Origin of the sequence: Chitinophaga eiseniae (genome assembly GCF_012641265.1) — a bacterium.
Classification (GTDB): domain Bacteria; phylum Bacteroidota; class Bacteroidia; order Chitinophagales; family Chitinophagaceae; genus Chitinophaga; species Chitinophaga eiseniae_A.
In genome coordinates, this window is sequence record NZ_JABAHZ010000003.1 from 639345 (window position 1) to 653627 (window position 14283).

Genomic DNA, 14283 nt, shown 5'->3' on the forward strand with positions numbered 1-14283 from the left:
GTTATTTGGTTGATGCTTCCCCGCTACAGTACCAGCTCAGCCGCGGCAAGTTGCTGCGTGGCCGTCTTTAATTTCGTAGTATATGCTACCCGTAACTTTCCTGCGTGATAATTAATTCCTGGCTTGTTTTCGAGGGGGAGGCGGAGATAACGTTGTTTATTGGGGGTATATACTGCTAATCCTCTGGCCACGGCCACTTCCGTCACTTTTCCCTGGGGAGAAATATGTTCTACGGTTATATCACCATACACGGAGGCATTCCCTGACCGGTTGAGCAAAATGCTAAGCATGGGTGACGCAGCCTTGGAAAGTTCTACAGAAAGATCTGACAACTGCACATTAGCCGTAGTTTCCCCCACTCTTATGATAACCGGGATCGTAATACCAAAGATCGGCGTAAGCTTTACATTAATGCTGTTACTGTCTGATGCTGGCCTGTTTTCGCTGGAAGCCTGCTCACCGGGTACTGCTCTGAAATAAAGATGAGAGCGGTATTCGCCCGTTGTAAGCTCGCCGTTACCGGTTAGCTGCAGCTTTATTACCTGTGCTTCATTGGGGCCCAGGACAACGCTTCGGGGGAAAAAACGAAGGTACTTACTGGCAAATTGTTGCCCTGAATCCGGTTCATTAATCTGGTCAAAAGTGCCGTTTTGATTCATCCGGATTTCCACGAATGAAATAAGGTACCTCGCGGTATCTGTACCGGCGTTTGCCAGGTTCAATTCCTCCGCGCGCTTCTGTCCTTCGAAAACAACTCTTACAGGCGTCACCAGGAGGTTACCCTGTGCGTTTGCCAGGAGTCCGCAACAACATAAAATAGCAGTAAAAACAAAACGGAAAGTATATCCGATATTTAAAATATCCGGTCTTACCGATATCCTCATGGGTTCATACTTTAAATAAAAGCGTATAGCCGCAGGCATACCACGTACTACACAGGAGGTTAATTAAGTTTACCTGGGGAAAATCAGACGGCTTTATCCAATCCCTGCGTCAGTTATAATTAACAGTTACATTAAAAGGAGTGCCTGACACATAAGTACCGGCTGGTTGAGCAGCGGTAACATTCAGCGTGGCGCCCACATTGAGTGTTTGCGTACCGGCAGTGAGCGTTCCCGTGCCTGAGGGGGTACTGGTAAAATTGGTTACTGTCATCGTATTCGATCCACTGGTAATGGTCAGCGCCGAAGATGGCAGGGTAATAGCGTAAGTATAATTGCCTGTTCCATTCACGGTAAAGGAGGCGGCTGTAACCGTTCCGGTAGCCGTTGAGGGCAGCGTTACTCCTGCTGTGGAGGAACGGACACCGGCCGGGGTAAGCACGACTGTACCTCCGGTGGTAGACTGAACAGCTACATTACCGAAGTTCATGTCAACGGTCTTGGTAATACTTATGGGAGTTACAATAGTGGCCGTAGCAGTGGCGGAGGCTGTTTCCTGTGCTACAGCGTGGGCGCCCACAGCAAGAAACACCAACGTAATGAGTGCTGTAATTTTAGTCCTTTTCATTTTGCGGTTATTTTAATTTTGAAGGTATATTCGTTAAACCACCAGCAAATAATAATTAAAGATAGTTTTGGCTATATCACATGCCTGCTTTCTGATTATGGTTGTTCATTCATAGATTTTCATTCTCTCGTCACCGTTAGGCTGGTCGTTTCTATAATGAAGATAATATAAATATTACATGCCGGGCAAATATTTATACCCGCCAATCAGGATAAGTTAAGCCTTTATATATCAAATCTTAACGGTAGAGCAGTCCCTTCTTCTCTCCTCCTTTAAATACGTTAAAATGAACAAAATGTTCATCACCAGCGCCTACCCATAAAAAAGCCCCCGCCTGGGCGGGAGCTCGACAACCATCTATTTACTGCTTTCCTGCAATAACAACTCCAACTGCCCTTCCAGCCTGGGCAGTACCTCCGGTCCCTCAAACCCAATATTGCTAAAGCGGATATTCCCTTTTTTATCGATCATATAAGAGGCAGGAATGATATTAAACCGGAACTTTTCTCCTATTTCCGGATCCGTATTGTAATATACCGGGAAGGAATATTTTTTACGACCACTCCATCTCTGTGCATCGGCCAACGTATTCCTGGCGCCGCTGTTGGTGATCATAAACACCACCTCAGGATGATTTTTATATTGGTCGTATAACTGCTGCAGGTAGGGCATTTCCTGCATACACGGAACACACCAGGTGGCCCAGAAATCAATGACAATAATTTTCCCACGAAGCGAAGCTGCAGACACCGGTTTTCCCTCCATATCCACAAAGCTGTTGAGCACAGGCGCCGGCTTGCTGATCTGTTGTTGCAGGATCTTCTCCAATTGTATTTTCTTCCTGAACTGTGCCAGCTTCGCTAGTTTTTCAGTGTTACCTGTTTGCTGGTAAAAAGTGGCGGCATCATCCAGGGTGGCTTTATCAGCATCGGCGTGTACGGCCAGCTCCATATGCCTACCGGCATCTTCCAGGCGGTGTTGTTGCAGGTCTATCAGTCCCAGCAGGGCGTGCAGGCGGTAACTCGCCTTACGGTATACAGCCCGTTTGGTACTATCATCTGCATAGGGATAGATATAACCTGTTTCCGGAAAATAACGGATCACGCCCACCGGGTAGGTACGTACACTATCCAGGGCACGTTGCGCATAAGCCCGGGCGCTGTCAGGTACAATACCACCTTCCAGCAGGGTTTGCGCTATTTCTTGCCAGGTCGTTGCTTTGTAAGGATCGGGTTGCTGCGAAGTCAGGAACCGGGCATGGTACAAGGCCTTGTCGCTATTTTTACGGGCAGCGTAATAATGGAATAATTTATCATGCATCTCTACAAAGGATTCCCGGTTGTCAGCAGTCTCCTTTTGCAGCTCTTTCTCAAAAAAAGCTATTTGCGCGGTCGTATCTTTTCCTTTGGCCCGGGCGGCGGTATTGAGTTCCCGGCCAGGAGCCGATTCCGGATAACGTTCCATCACCACTTTCCGAATGGAGTCCAACCGTGAGTTTTCACCGATAATAAGATATCCCATCGTTACCTTATTAAGATTCCCGCTGTTGCCGGGATCAGCATTAAAGCGATCAGCAATCACCTGGTGTGCCTGTTCCCTCAACTGTAACTGTTGTGCGGGAGATGTGGACTTTTTGATTTCATAAGTGAGCAACCGGAGCTTCGCCTCGTAGTTCCCCGGGTACAACGTTAACTCCTGTTTATAAAGCGTCTCCTGCTTATCTGCCAGCAGCGGGGATTTGCCCATTTGGGCACTCAGACTGTAGGCTTTATAAAGGTACCCGTTTTCCACGGGCACCTTGTTTTTATAAACAGGAACTTCATAATGTTGATCTTTAGCTGGCTTATCCACCGCTTCACCGCTTTCGAGGTAAAAAGTGGCAAAAACGGTATAATCTGCCAACACAAAGGAAGTAGTCCATTTACCATCCTTTGGGTGCATTTTCACGCGCCAGGGCAGGTTGTAAAAGTTGGAATAGGAAAACACCAGCGTGATATCCGTACTGCTGGCCGGTATGCCACTGCCGGACGCCGATGGATCGTAAGTAACGGTAACCGTTTGCCCACGTTCGGGGTAGGCAGGCGTGATCGTTACCCGCTGCTGCGCATAAACGCCGGTAATAGCCAGGAGGATAAACCCCATCATAGCAATCATCTTCTTCATCTGGCTGGCTTTAATTATAACCTGGATTTTGTGTCAGGTGCTGGTTAGTGCTGATAGCATCTGTCGGAATGGGATACAGGGTGTCGGTCGGTTGCCAGTTGGCGCCTTTCAACGGCCCCAGTACCGCATCGGATCTTTTGGTACGTTTCAGGTCAAACCAGCGGTGGCCCCATTCTACAAACAGCTCCGACCGGCGTTCGCGTTCTACTGCCAGCAGCAATGCTGCCTGGTCCAGGTTAGCAGGCAAATCAGCCAGACCGGCTCTTTCCCGTATGGCATCCAGGTCACTGCGGCCTTCATCGCGTTTATTTTGCCGGATACGCGCTTCGGCGCGGATCAGATACTGCTCTGCCAGGCGCATCACCATGGAATACTCCGTTAATGCAGCGGAAGGAGCGGTACGTATTTTATACTTATAAGGGAAATAATACACGCCGGAAGCAGTGGTCCTGAAATCTGTCCATTTAGCTGCACGCTGATCACCGCTTTCAAAAGCAGCCACCAGGCTGGGATGCAGCCGGAATACAGCAGTACCGGTGGCCGTAGCTGGCGTGGAGGTAAAACCTTCCCAGGTATTGCGGCCTCCCAGCACATTCAACGGCTGTAACTGGAAAAGCGCTTCCTTGCTATTGGCCAGGAATACGGTATTCAGGTCTTTCAACAACGTATAGTCGTTATTGTTAATCACCAGGGAAGCAGTGGCTTCTGCCTGTGACCAGTTTTCCGTATAGAGATATACCCTTGCCAGCAGTGCATTAGCAACGGCCCTATTGGGGCGGTTACGCTGCGCAGCGGGGTATTGATCGCCCATCAGCTGCACAGCTGTTTTGAGGTTGCTGATAATGGAATCGTATACTGCTGCACGTGGCGCCCTTGGCAGTTGCCCATTTACCTGGTAATCGGTGCCTGTCACCATAGGTATATCTCCATACATATTTACTAAGTAAAAGTAAAAGAAGGAACGCATAAAATAGGATTCTCCCAGCAACTGGTTCTTTACAGCAGGAGTAAGCGTGGTAGCGCCGGACAGGCCTTCAATACAGGCATTCATCTGGTAGATATAACTATATACATCGGCAAACATGCTCTGTACATATTGACTGCCCGGCAGCAGCCTGTTTTCCCGGAACACATCGTAGTTGGCAAAGCTGGCGAAATAGTATAAGTCATCGGCCTGCATGGCGGTGAGGTAATTCATCAGCACATTGGCAAACTGGTAGTTGAAGGAATACATGTTGCCATATACGCCGGTTACCGCAGCTGTAGCCGTTTTATCATCTTTAAAAACAAGACCGGATACCAATTCATTCTTTGGCAAAGGCGTATCCACATACTTGTTACAGGACGTGGCCGTGAAAAGGAGAATACCGGTTAATAATATATGAATGCGTTTCATGTGATATCTTTTATCTGACGTCAGAAAATTTATTAGAACCCAAACTGTACCCCGATGGTATATGACTTCAATGGCGGCATCACAATGCCCTGCGTTTCAGGATCCAATCCTTTATAGTTGGTGAAGGTGAGCAGGTTCTGTCCAAGTGCATACACGCTGGCGCTGGTGATTTTCCATTTTTGGGTATACCTGGAGAGGTCATATCTCAGGGAAACATTCTTTAACCGGATATAGGAAGCGTCGCCCCAGTTGGCGGAAGACAAACTATAGTTACGGTAAGCAGAAGAACCATCGGTGGTGGTAGCGCCGGGAACAGTGGTGATATCTCCTTGCCGATGCCAGCGGTCTAATGCCCTGGTATCCTGGTTGCTGAAAGCCCCAATGGTGGTAGTGCTGTAACCGTAGTTGATGCCCGGTCCATCCTGTTTCACAAACTGCCACAGGAAATCCAGGCTAATACCTTTCCAGGTAAAGCTGTTCAGCAGCCCTCCGTAAAAGTCGGGCGCCCGTTTACCTAATATCACATAGTCATCAAACTCAGTAGGTGTGCCACTCTTGCTTAAAAATTGAGGTACGCCGGTATTGGGATCTATCCCCAGGAACTGGTAACCTTTTACGATAGACAGCGGTTGTCCTACTACATAAGTGTTTTTGTAAGTAGATGACTCAATGCCAGGGAATGATTTTAGTTTATTCTTGTTTACAGAAAAATTGAGTGAAGACTGCCAGGTAAATATTTTGCGCTTTACATTGGTAGAGGATACTTCAAACTCCCAACCGCTGTTCATCACGCTGGCAGGGAGATTGGCCGTAATAGAGCCGAAACCTACCTGCGGTGTGAGCTGGTAAGGCACCAGCTGGTTATTGGAAATATTGTAATAGTAATTAGTATTAAAGAGAATGCGGTTTTTCAGGAAGCCCAGTTCCAGTCCAACTTCTTTCTTATGATTTTCTTCCCATCTGAAATTCGGGTTAGGCAGGCGGGAAGGTGTTAATCCCGGGATACCTGCATAGGGATAAGGATTGGAGCTCCATGCATCGAGATATTGGTAATCGCTGATATTATCATTACCAGCATTACCGATGCTTGCACGCAGCTTACCAAAGCTCAGGAAGCCCTCTTCCCCGATAAAACGTTCCTTACTGAAAATCCACGCTGCACCTACGGCACCGAAGTTGCCAAAGCGATTACCCGGCCCGAAGCGGGTAGATCCATCGCGACGGAAAGACGCATTGATGATATACTTTTCTTCCCAGTTATAATTTACCCTACCGAATATGGAAGTGTACCGATAAAAAATATATTGGGAAGGGCGCGGCACTACCAGGCTGGCAGCTTGCTGGTCTTCCAGCAATGCATCGCTGGAAAACCCGGAAGCAATCACCGATTGGCCTTGTGTAATGCTCTGCTGGAAGGTGGCGCCGGCCATTACCTGCAGGTTGCCTTTGGCAATAGCCCGGCTATAATCCAGTTGTGGTTCTATGATGTAAGACCCCATACTCGACGACCCAAAATAAGATTCACTGCCGGCAGAAGTAAGTGGATTAAGGCTGGCATCCGGCGTGATCCGCATTTGTTTCATATCAGTGCGGGTATAGCCCAGGCTGGCCTTTGCATTTAAACCAGGTAAAATGGTATACCGGATCACGGAATTAGCCAGCAACATGTTGGTGGTCAGTTCCGATTTTCTTAACAGGTAAGCCTGCGGATTCTGGGCATTGGAGAACCAATACAGTTTACCGGTGGAGTCGTACAACGGGTAGTTGGGTGGCAGGTTATAAAACATCGTCAGATCCACCGGCAAAGAATTGTCCTTGCTGCTGGTATAGTTAACGGATGCGGTAATATTGAATTTGCTATCCTGGCTGGTATGGTTCACATTGAGATGTCCGGCGCCGCGCTGGTAGCCCAGGCTGCCGGGCATTACGGTGGTTTCTTTATGGTAGGTACCGCTCAGGAGGAACTGCGTTTGTGCCGAACCACCGGATACAGCTCCCTGCGCTTCGGTGATATGCGCGGTATTCCCCATGATAAAACGATGCCAGTTGCTCGTTTGCTGCTGATCCCAGATGGTCAGGTCCGGCGCGATGTCCCTGTCATAGGGCTTATTATCATGCGCATAAGCCTCTTTACGCATGGCAATGTATTGCGGCGTATTCAGCATAGGCATGGTATTTACCACTTTCCCTGCACCCGTATATACGTTGAAGTTAGTTTGTGTTTTACCGGCCTTTCCTTTTTTGGTGGTAATCAGGATCACGCCATTACCGCCCCTGGAGCCATAGATAGAAGTAGCATCGGCATCTTTGAGTACGTCGATACGTTCTATGTCGGCGGGGTTAATTGATGCCATGGGGCTTTGTTTGCCATTGGCCGAGGTAAATTGGTTGAGGGGTTCCGAATAAAATGGAACCCCATCTATTACATACAATGGATCATTCGGGCCGGATAAAGAGCTTTGTCCGCGTAATACTACGCTGTAGCTGGCGCCAGGCAAACCGCTGGAAGAATTCACAAATACACCGGATACCCTGCCCTGCAATGCAGCAAGGGCATCGAGTACCGGTTGGGAGGCAATATCGCTGGCTTTCACGCTGGATACTGAACCGGTGTTAAATCGTTTACTGGTGGTACCATAGCCAATTACCACGGCCTCATCGAGTCCGCTCGCCTGTTGTTTCAGCACGATATACAGCTGACTTTTTAAATTTACAGGCATCTGCCTGGTTTCATACCCCACATAGGAAAAAACCAATGTTTCGCCGGGATTAGCAGCAATGGAGAAATAGCCGTTCTCGTTAGTGACCGTACCGGCAGCGCCATTCAATACTTTCACCGTTACCCCGATCAGGGCAGTGCCGGCGGCATCCTTTACTATGCCGGTTTGCATTTGCTGTGCCGCCTCGGGGCTTACGATCTCCGTTTCCTTCTTTTCCACCGGCAATATCTTCTTCCGGATAAAAATTGTTTTGTCTTTGATCGTAAAATCCAGCAAGCGGTCTTTAAACACATCGGTTAAAAAGGTAGCGAGCGCAGTATGTTCCGCATGAACGGTGACCGGCTTCACATGGCGCAACATTTCCCTGTCGTAGAAGAACAGGTAACCTGTTTGTGCTTTTACGGCGTCGAATACTTCCTCCATGGGCGCATTCTTTACATGAACGGTGACCGCCTGCGCAAATGCGCCGGCAGATACTTTGAGTGTAGCCACCATCATGAGAATAATTGTCAATCTCATAGTGAGTGCAATTTTGGTTGAGATAAGCCCGGGCATAGAAAGGGCTTTACCATGAAAATTCAATTGCATAGATTTGCATTTGTCTGGTTGGATAATCGGTATTAAGTATTTGCGTGCTTATGGCGAATGACAGCCGGACTTTATGCCGGGGGTGGCTCCAATCACCTCCGGTTTTTCACGGCTGTCCTTTCACACATCTAAAATTGGCGGTACATAATGTTTTGTTGACTATAGCTATAAAAAATGATTATGGCTCCACGATGATATTGCGTCCTTGTACGCGAAAATGTACGCCGGTGGTTTCCAACCCCTCCAATACATCTGAAAGTGGTAACCGTCGCTGGATCTCTCCCTGGAACCTCCTGACCGGGATGTTGCCGGCATATATAATGTTCACATCATACCACCGGGCCAACTGGCGCATCACAGCAGGAATGTCGGCATCGTGAAAATAGAAGGCTTCCCTTTTCCAGGCCAGGATGGCGGTGGTGTCGGCATGAGCAATAATGCCGATTTGATCCGGGCTGGTTATCCTTGCCTGCTGGCCGGGTAATAATACCCTGGAGGCATGTCCGTTGTTCACCTTTACTGCGCCGCGGATAAGGGTGGTGGCGATTCCCTGTTCATCCGGGTAGGCGTTTACGTTAAAGCTGGTTCCTAAAACATCAATGGTGGATTGATGATCGGTGTTGACGCGGAAAGGCCCCTGCGGCTCTCCGGCTACTTCAAAATAGGCTTCGCCTTTTACAGATACTTCGCGTTTATCCTGGCTGAAAGCAGTGGGATATGTGATTGCAGAAGCGGCGTTGAGCCACACCCGGGTGCCATCCGGCAGGGTAAGACGGAATTGCCCGCCCCTGGGCGTAGTCAGCGTATTGAGACTATAAGCGCCACCAGGTTGGGCAGCGCTATACTGCAACTGGCCATTGTTGAGTTTTACGATACTACCCTGTTGGGTAATTACCTGGCTGGCATTACTATCGAGCGGCATGGTGGAACCGTCGGCCAGTGTGAGTATGGCTTTGGTGGAGCCGGGCAATATCGGCGATGTGTTTACCGCCACCGGGTGTACCGGCCTGGTAGTGCTGCGCCGGGATAAATAAATGCCGGTTCCCAGCAATAATAATAGGGCGGCAGCGGCAGCCCACCTGTAGTATATATGGCGAAGACGGCCTTTTGCCGCAGCAGGATAATGCCGGTCACGAAAAATTTCCCAGCCGGCATTTGCATCAAAATGGCGGTATTGCTGCAATCTCCTCTGCAGTATAGCCGTATCGGTTAATTGGTCAAAGAATACACGGTTCTCCGGGGCAGCCTCCAGCCATGCTCCCAGCTCTGCCTGTTCTGTTTCCGTTAATGATTGCTGCTGGTATCCATATACCAGGTATGCGATCCGCTGTAAAAAAATAGTATCCTTATGCTCCATATTCTTTGGCACTCCCTACCCCGCTTTTCTATGAAAACAAGAAAATTATATTTTCGATTAAAGATTCGGTTAACTTTTTTGAAAAAAAATTCAGGCCGGCTATCAATTAGTGATGGTAGTAATATTTAAGCAGGGAAATATATACCCCCAGCAAGGGTAAAATGTTCTTTTTGATCAGGCTGCTTCTGATTAACTTCAAAGCACGCAGCTTCTGTGCCCTGACGGTATTGTAGGAAATCCGGAGCGCAACAGCAATGTCCTCGTTTTTCCTCCCTTCCAGGTAGCTCATCTTAAAGATCTTCCTGCACTGGGTGGGTAATGCCTCAATTTCGTTATATAGCTGCTGGATGACTTCTGTTTCTGTTAATAGTGGATCAAAGCCTGTATCAACTGTTTGCAGGTAAGAAAACTCCTTCTCTTTGATGGTGAGCCTTTCCCGGCTTTTCAGGAAATTGAGGCAGGCATTCTTGGTAGCAATAAACAGGAAGGCTTTTATATTAGCGGCGGTCTTAAAGTCGGTCCTTTTGTTCCATAATTTGGAAAAAGATTCCTGTACCAGGTCTTCCGCCTCCTGGTCATTAGCTACAATACTGTTGGCGAAATAGCATAACGCCTTGTAGTGTTGATTAAATAAAAACTGAAATGCGGACTGTTCCCCGGCAGCGAGTTTTTGTAATAATAAATGTTCGGCTTGTAAATACTCCTCCATTATCTACGGAAAACACCCCCTTATATAAAATGACATATCGGTATAAAAATACCCAAAAAAGATGATTTATTATGGAACTGTTCCCCCGTGATATGCAGGCAGGAAAATATTACATCCGCGTTGAGAAAATGTTTTCGCCACCACTATAATGACCTTACTAAGGCCACTTGACTGTTTTACGGGGGACAAAGAATGCCTTAATCAGATTAGGATTTCTTATACAAATCTGAACATGGGTTTTATCCAGAAAGCCCGCGCCCTCATAGAGTTCTGCGCCTTCAAAGAATACCGCCCGAACAGATTCAAATGGAGCTTCATTACCTTTTTCCATTAAGGAATGAATATTGTTTATTACTGCACAATCAAGCCTTCTAATAATTTTATCCTTTGAATCCTTACTCCCCTTAGGATTGGCATTACGTGGCAATTCTTTTTTTTCTTGTCCCGCTGATTTACTTAAACTTTCATGAGAGAGCTTTACCAGGTCAATTCCTTGTTTATCAGTAAGGTCCAGGCAGTGACCCAGATTAAAAATTGCCCCAAGTACTGCAGGGGTTTCTATTGCAGATTTTGCAGGAGGGTTCTGCGCATAATGTAACGCTCTCTCATAATTATTTTGCCAGAAATACATACCCTCTCCTAGCCAATCCCACTTATTTTTACTTGGTCTAAGTGTAGATTGGCCTGATATAATATTATCTCTAACACCTTGGTCACAGCCATGAAAGCCGACTATTAATCCGGGATCGGATGAATAGATATATTGGTACGCCATAAATGGTTGGTAAATTGTGGAATTACTTGGGGAAGTTTTTGGGGAATTGCTTGGGGTAAGAAATGTTATCTTACAACAACTTTTTTAGGAGCAGCTTTCTTTCCACCAGCTTTTTCAGGGGCAGCCTTTGTAGCCGGAACATTTACTAAGATATCCCTTATACCCAAATCTGTAATCAGCTGGGATGCAACCTCAGATGAACTGGTCACCTGGCGCCTTTGCTCTATTAATAAAGCTCTTATTCTGTTGTAAGCGGAAATTGTCATAAGCGAATTTATGAATTTTTAGACAATTTTAACCTCGTTACAATTTGAGATTGATTATTAATAATTATAAAACTACCATACGTATTATTCCATAGCTGGTTTGCAGCCCTGCACATATCCGAACAACCCCTGTATTAAAACCGAACAAATTATAAAAATCAATATATGTATATATTTCACAAACAAATCACACCCCCGTGGCACTTCCTTTGTCCGCAAAAGCAAAATTCCTAAGCTATGTTTGTCACCTATCTTAAAACAGCCTGGCGCAACCTGTTAAAAGACCGCAAATTTGCATTCCTGAATCTCATAGGATTGGCCACAGGGTTAGCTTGCGCTCTGCTGATTTATATCTGGGTGATGGATGAACTAAGCATGAACAAATTTAATCGGCAAGATGCACAACTCTACCAGGTACTGGAAAACCGCGTGCAAGCCAGTGGTATATGGACCGCCAAGTCCTCTCCCATGCCCATGGCCGACGCTCTCGCCAAAGAAATGCCCGAAGTAGCCTATACCACCCAAACTACTTTTATAGACGACGTTGTACTCTCCACCGCTAAAGAACTAAATATCACCAGCGATGGAAAATATGCCGGCAAGGATTTTTTCCACCTGTTTTCATACCAGCTCATTGCGGGCAATCCCGACCAGGTACTGGCCGACAACAATGCTATCGTGCTCTCTGAAGCCACGGCTATCAAACTGTTTGGCACTACACAAAATATAGTAGGCAAAACGGTGGAGTTTCAACATGAAAAATTCTATACTGTATCAGGTGTTTTCCGTTTACCCGAACAACATAACAGTGACCTGTTCGACTTCCTGTTACCCATGATGACCATGAAATGGGCACAGAATAATAAAGACAATTGGGGAAATACCGCAGCACATACCTTTGCATTACTGAAACCCGGTACCAATGTAGATAAATTGAATGCCAAGCTGGCAGGCCTTATCAAACAAAAAACAAATGGGGATATCACCCATCGTACCCCATTCCTGCAACGATATTCCGACAACTACCTGTACGGCCGCTTCGAAAATGGCATTCAGGTGGGAGGCCGTATCGAATATGTGCGCTTGTTTTCCATTATTGCCATTTTCATTCTCCTCATTGCCTGTATCAACTTCATGAACCTTTCTACTGCAAAAGCGGCCAGCCGGGCCAAAGAGGTAGGAGTTAAGAAAGCCCTGGGCGCGGGCAGAAGTACCCTGGTTTTGCAATACCTGGGCGAATCGGTATTAATGGCCTTCGCTGCCCTGCTCCTGGCTATATTACTAGTATACTGTTTATTGCCTGCTTTTAATCATATCACACAAAAACAATTATCCTTATCGGATCTCAATATCAATTTCATTTTATCAGCAATCGGCATCACCCTATTCACCGGCCTGGTGGCCGGCAGTTACCCGGCCTTCCTGCTATCAGGCTTTAAACCGGTAATTGCCCTGAAAGGAAAGTTCAGCAACTCCATTGGCGAATTACTGATCCGCAAAGGGTTGGTCGTTTTTCAATTTACCCTGTCTATCGTATTAATTGTGGCCGTACTGGTGATATACCGGCAGATCAGTTTTATACAAACAAAGAACCTGGGCTATAATAAAGATCACATTGTTAGTATATACAAACAAGGCAAACTGGAAGATACCCACACACAAGATGCCTTCCTGGCGGAAGCCAGGAATATTCCCGGTATCACCAGCGCATCAGGTATAGGTCATGAACTGAGCGGCCATAGCAGCGGCACCTCCGGCGTATATTGGCCCGGGAAAAATCTTAAAGACAGAACAGAATTTGAGTACGTTCCGGTCGATTACGATATGCTGCAAACGCTCAACATCCAGCTTAAAGAGGGAAGGGCCTTCTCCCGCAGCTTCGGCGCCGACAGCAGTGCTATCATCTTCAATGAAGCGGCCATTAAATTCATGGGATTGAAAGACCCCATCGGGAAACAAGTGAGGTTATGGGACAACGATGTCACTATTGTAGGCGTGGTAAAAGACTTTAATTTCCAGTCGCTTCATGAAAAAGTAAAACCGCTCCTGCTCAAACTGGAACCGGGAGGCACTTATCGTTTTATGATGAAAATTGAAACAGGCAAGGAAAAATCAGTGATGGCCGCATTAGAGAAACTGTATCAACAGTTCAATCCCGGATTTCCTTTTAAATATGCCTTCCTGGATAAAAACTATGAAAAGCTGTATGCCGCCGAAAACCAGGTATCGCTGCTATCCCGCTACTTCGCCGGATTAGCCATCCTGATATCCTGCCTCGGATTATTTGGACTGGCTGCTTTTACCGCACAAAAAAGAAATAAGGAAATAGGTATCCGGAAAGTGCTGGGTGCTACTGTTAGCGGTATTGTGATGCTGCTGTCGAAAGATTTTCTTCGCCTCATTCTGTTGGCCATTCTCATTGCGGTGCCATTTGCCTGGTGGGCTACCCAGCAATGGCTAAAGGGATTTGCTTATAGCGTGCATATAGGCCCGGGCGTATTTATCACTGCCGGCATCACCGTGATCGTACTCACCTTCATCACCATCAGCTTCCAGTCTATAAAAGCTGCATTGGCTGATCCAGCCAAAAGCCTCAAAACAGAATAACTACGCTGACATATGTTAAACTGATGGAAAGGACTATATATCCTGCAAGTGAAGAAACCAACAACGGCAAAAACTTCCTGGCAGTGAAACCATTTAATAATTATACCTCCCCTGTTTGGTGGACCGGTTGAAAGTAATACCCGACCCCAAATTACAACGCTGCCTCGCATTAACCGTAACGCTGATCTCCAGG

The 14283-nt window shown here is 46.9% G+C and carries 10 protein-coding genes; 1 reads left to right on the forward strand and 9 read right to left on the reverse strand.

Features of this window, described 5'->3' with window-relative positions:
• Positions 1–23: 23 nt before the first annotated feature.
• The 9 genes from HGH91_RS16400 to HGH91_RS16440 form a co-directional block, all read right to left on the reverse strand.
• Positions 24–884, reverse strand: a complete 861-nt coding sequence (locus HGH91_RS16400) for a molecular chaperone (RefSeq protein WP_168739880.1) — start codon at positions 882–884, stop codon at positions 24–26.
• Positions 885–993: 109 nt separating this feature from the next.
• A complete protein-coding gene (locus tag HGH91_RS16405; RefSeq protein ID WP_168739881.1) occupies positions 994–1509 on the reverse strand; it encodes a DUF4402 domain-containing protein in 516 nt (171 codons plus the stop codon).
• Between the two features lie 357 nt (positions 1510–1866).
• Complete coding sequence (locus HGH91_RS16410) at positions 1867–3672, reverse strand: TlpA disulfide reductase family protein (protein ID WP_168739882.1); 1806 nt, start codon at positions 3670–3672, stop codon at positions 1867–1869.
• Positions 3673–3682: 10 nt separating this feature from the next.
• Positions 3683–5068 carry a RagB/SusD family nutrient uptake outer membrane protein gene (locus tag HGH91_RS16415; protein ID WP_168739883.1) on the reverse strand — a complete coding sequence of 462 codons (1386 nt, stop codon included), beginning with the start codon at positions 5066–5068 and terminating at the stop codon, positions 3683–3685.
• A gap of 32 nt (positions 5069–5100) precedes the next feature.
• Entirely contained in the window at positions 5101–8307 is a 3207-nt protein-coding gene (locus HGH91_RS16420; protein WP_168739884.1) for a SusC/RagA family TonB-linked outer membrane protein, read from the reverse strand.
• Between the two features lie 247 nt (positions 8308–8554).
• Complete coding sequence (locus HGH91_RS16425) at positions 8555–9733, reverse strand: FecR family protein (protein ID WP_168739885.1); 1179 nt, start codon at positions 9731–9733, stop codon at positions 8555–8557.
• Between the two features lie 106 nt (positions 9734–9839).
• The gene (locus HGH91_RS16430) at positions 9840–10442 is read right to left on the reverse strand and encodes an RNA polymerase sigma factor (RefSeq protein WP_168739886.1); all 603 of its coding nucleotides are present in this window, start codon (positions 10440–10442) and stop codon (positions 9840–9842) included.
• Between the two features lie 157 nt (positions 10443–10599).
• Entirely contained in the window at positions 10600–11217 is a 618-nt protein-coding gene (locus HGH91_RS16435) for a hypothetical protein (RefSeq protein WP_211092325.1), read from the reverse strand.
• A 65-nt stretch (positions 11218–11282) separates the two neighbouring features.
• Positions 11283–11483, reverse strand: coding sequence for a hypothetical protein (locus tag HGH91_RS16440; RefSeq protein WP_168739887.1), 201 nt, complete (start codon positions 11481–11483; stop codon positions 11283–11285).
• Positions 11484–11720: 237 nt separating this feature from the next.
• Between HGH91_RS16440 and HGH91_RS16445 the strand changes: the two genes are divergently transcribed.
• Positions 11721–14090 carry an ABC transporter permease gene (locus HGH91_RS16445; protein WP_168739888.1) on the forward strand — a complete coding sequence of 790 codons (2370 nt, stop codon included), beginning with the start codon at positions 11721–11723 and terminating at the stop codon, positions 14088–14090.
• The last annotated feature ends 193 nt before the right edge of the window (positions 14091–14283 follow it).

Excerpts from the sequence above, each read along its gene's own strand:
- HGH91_RS16410 (WP_168739882.1), bottom strand. The coding sequence starts at position 3,672 with ATGAAGAAGATGATTGCTATGATGGGGTTTATCCTCCTGGCTATTACC.
- HGH91_RS16445 (WP_168739888.1), top strand. The coding sequence starts at position 11,721 with ATGTTTGTCACCTATCTTAAAACAGCCTGGCGCAACCTGTTAAAAGAC.
- HGH91_RS16425 (WP_168739885.1), bottom strand. The coding sequence starts at position 9,733 with ATGGAGCATAAGGATACTATTTTTTTACAGCGGATCGCATACCTGGTA.
- HGH91_RS16435 (WP_211092325.1), bottom strand. The coding sequence starts at position 11,217 with ATGGCGTACCAATATATCTATTCATCCGATCCCGGATTAATAGTCGGC.
- HGH91_RS16415 (WP_168739883.1), bottom strand. The coding sequence starts at position 5,068 with ATGAAACGCATTCATATATTATTAACCGGTATTCTCCTTTTCACGGCC.
- HGH91_RS16400 (WP_168739880.1), bottom strand. The coding sequence starts at position 884 with ATGAGGATATCGGTAAGACCGGATATTTTAAATATCGGATATACTTTC.
- HGH91_RS16430 (WP_168739886.1), bottom strand. The coding sequence starts at position 10,442 with ATGGAGGAGTATTTACAAGCCGAACATTTATTATTACAAAAACTCGCT.
- HGH91_RS16440 (WP_168739887.1), bottom strand. The coding sequence starts at position 11,483 with ATGACAATTTCCGCTTACAACAGAATAAGAGCTTTATTAATAGAGCAA.
- HGH91_RS16420 (WP_168739884.1), bottom strand. The coding sequence starts at position 8,307 with ATGAGATTGACAATTATTCTCATGATGGTGGCTACACTCAAAGTATCT.
- HGH91_RS16405 (WP_168739881.1), bottom strand. The coding sequence starts at position 1,509 with ATGAAAAGGACTAAAATTACAGCACTCATTACGTTGGTGTTTCTTGCT.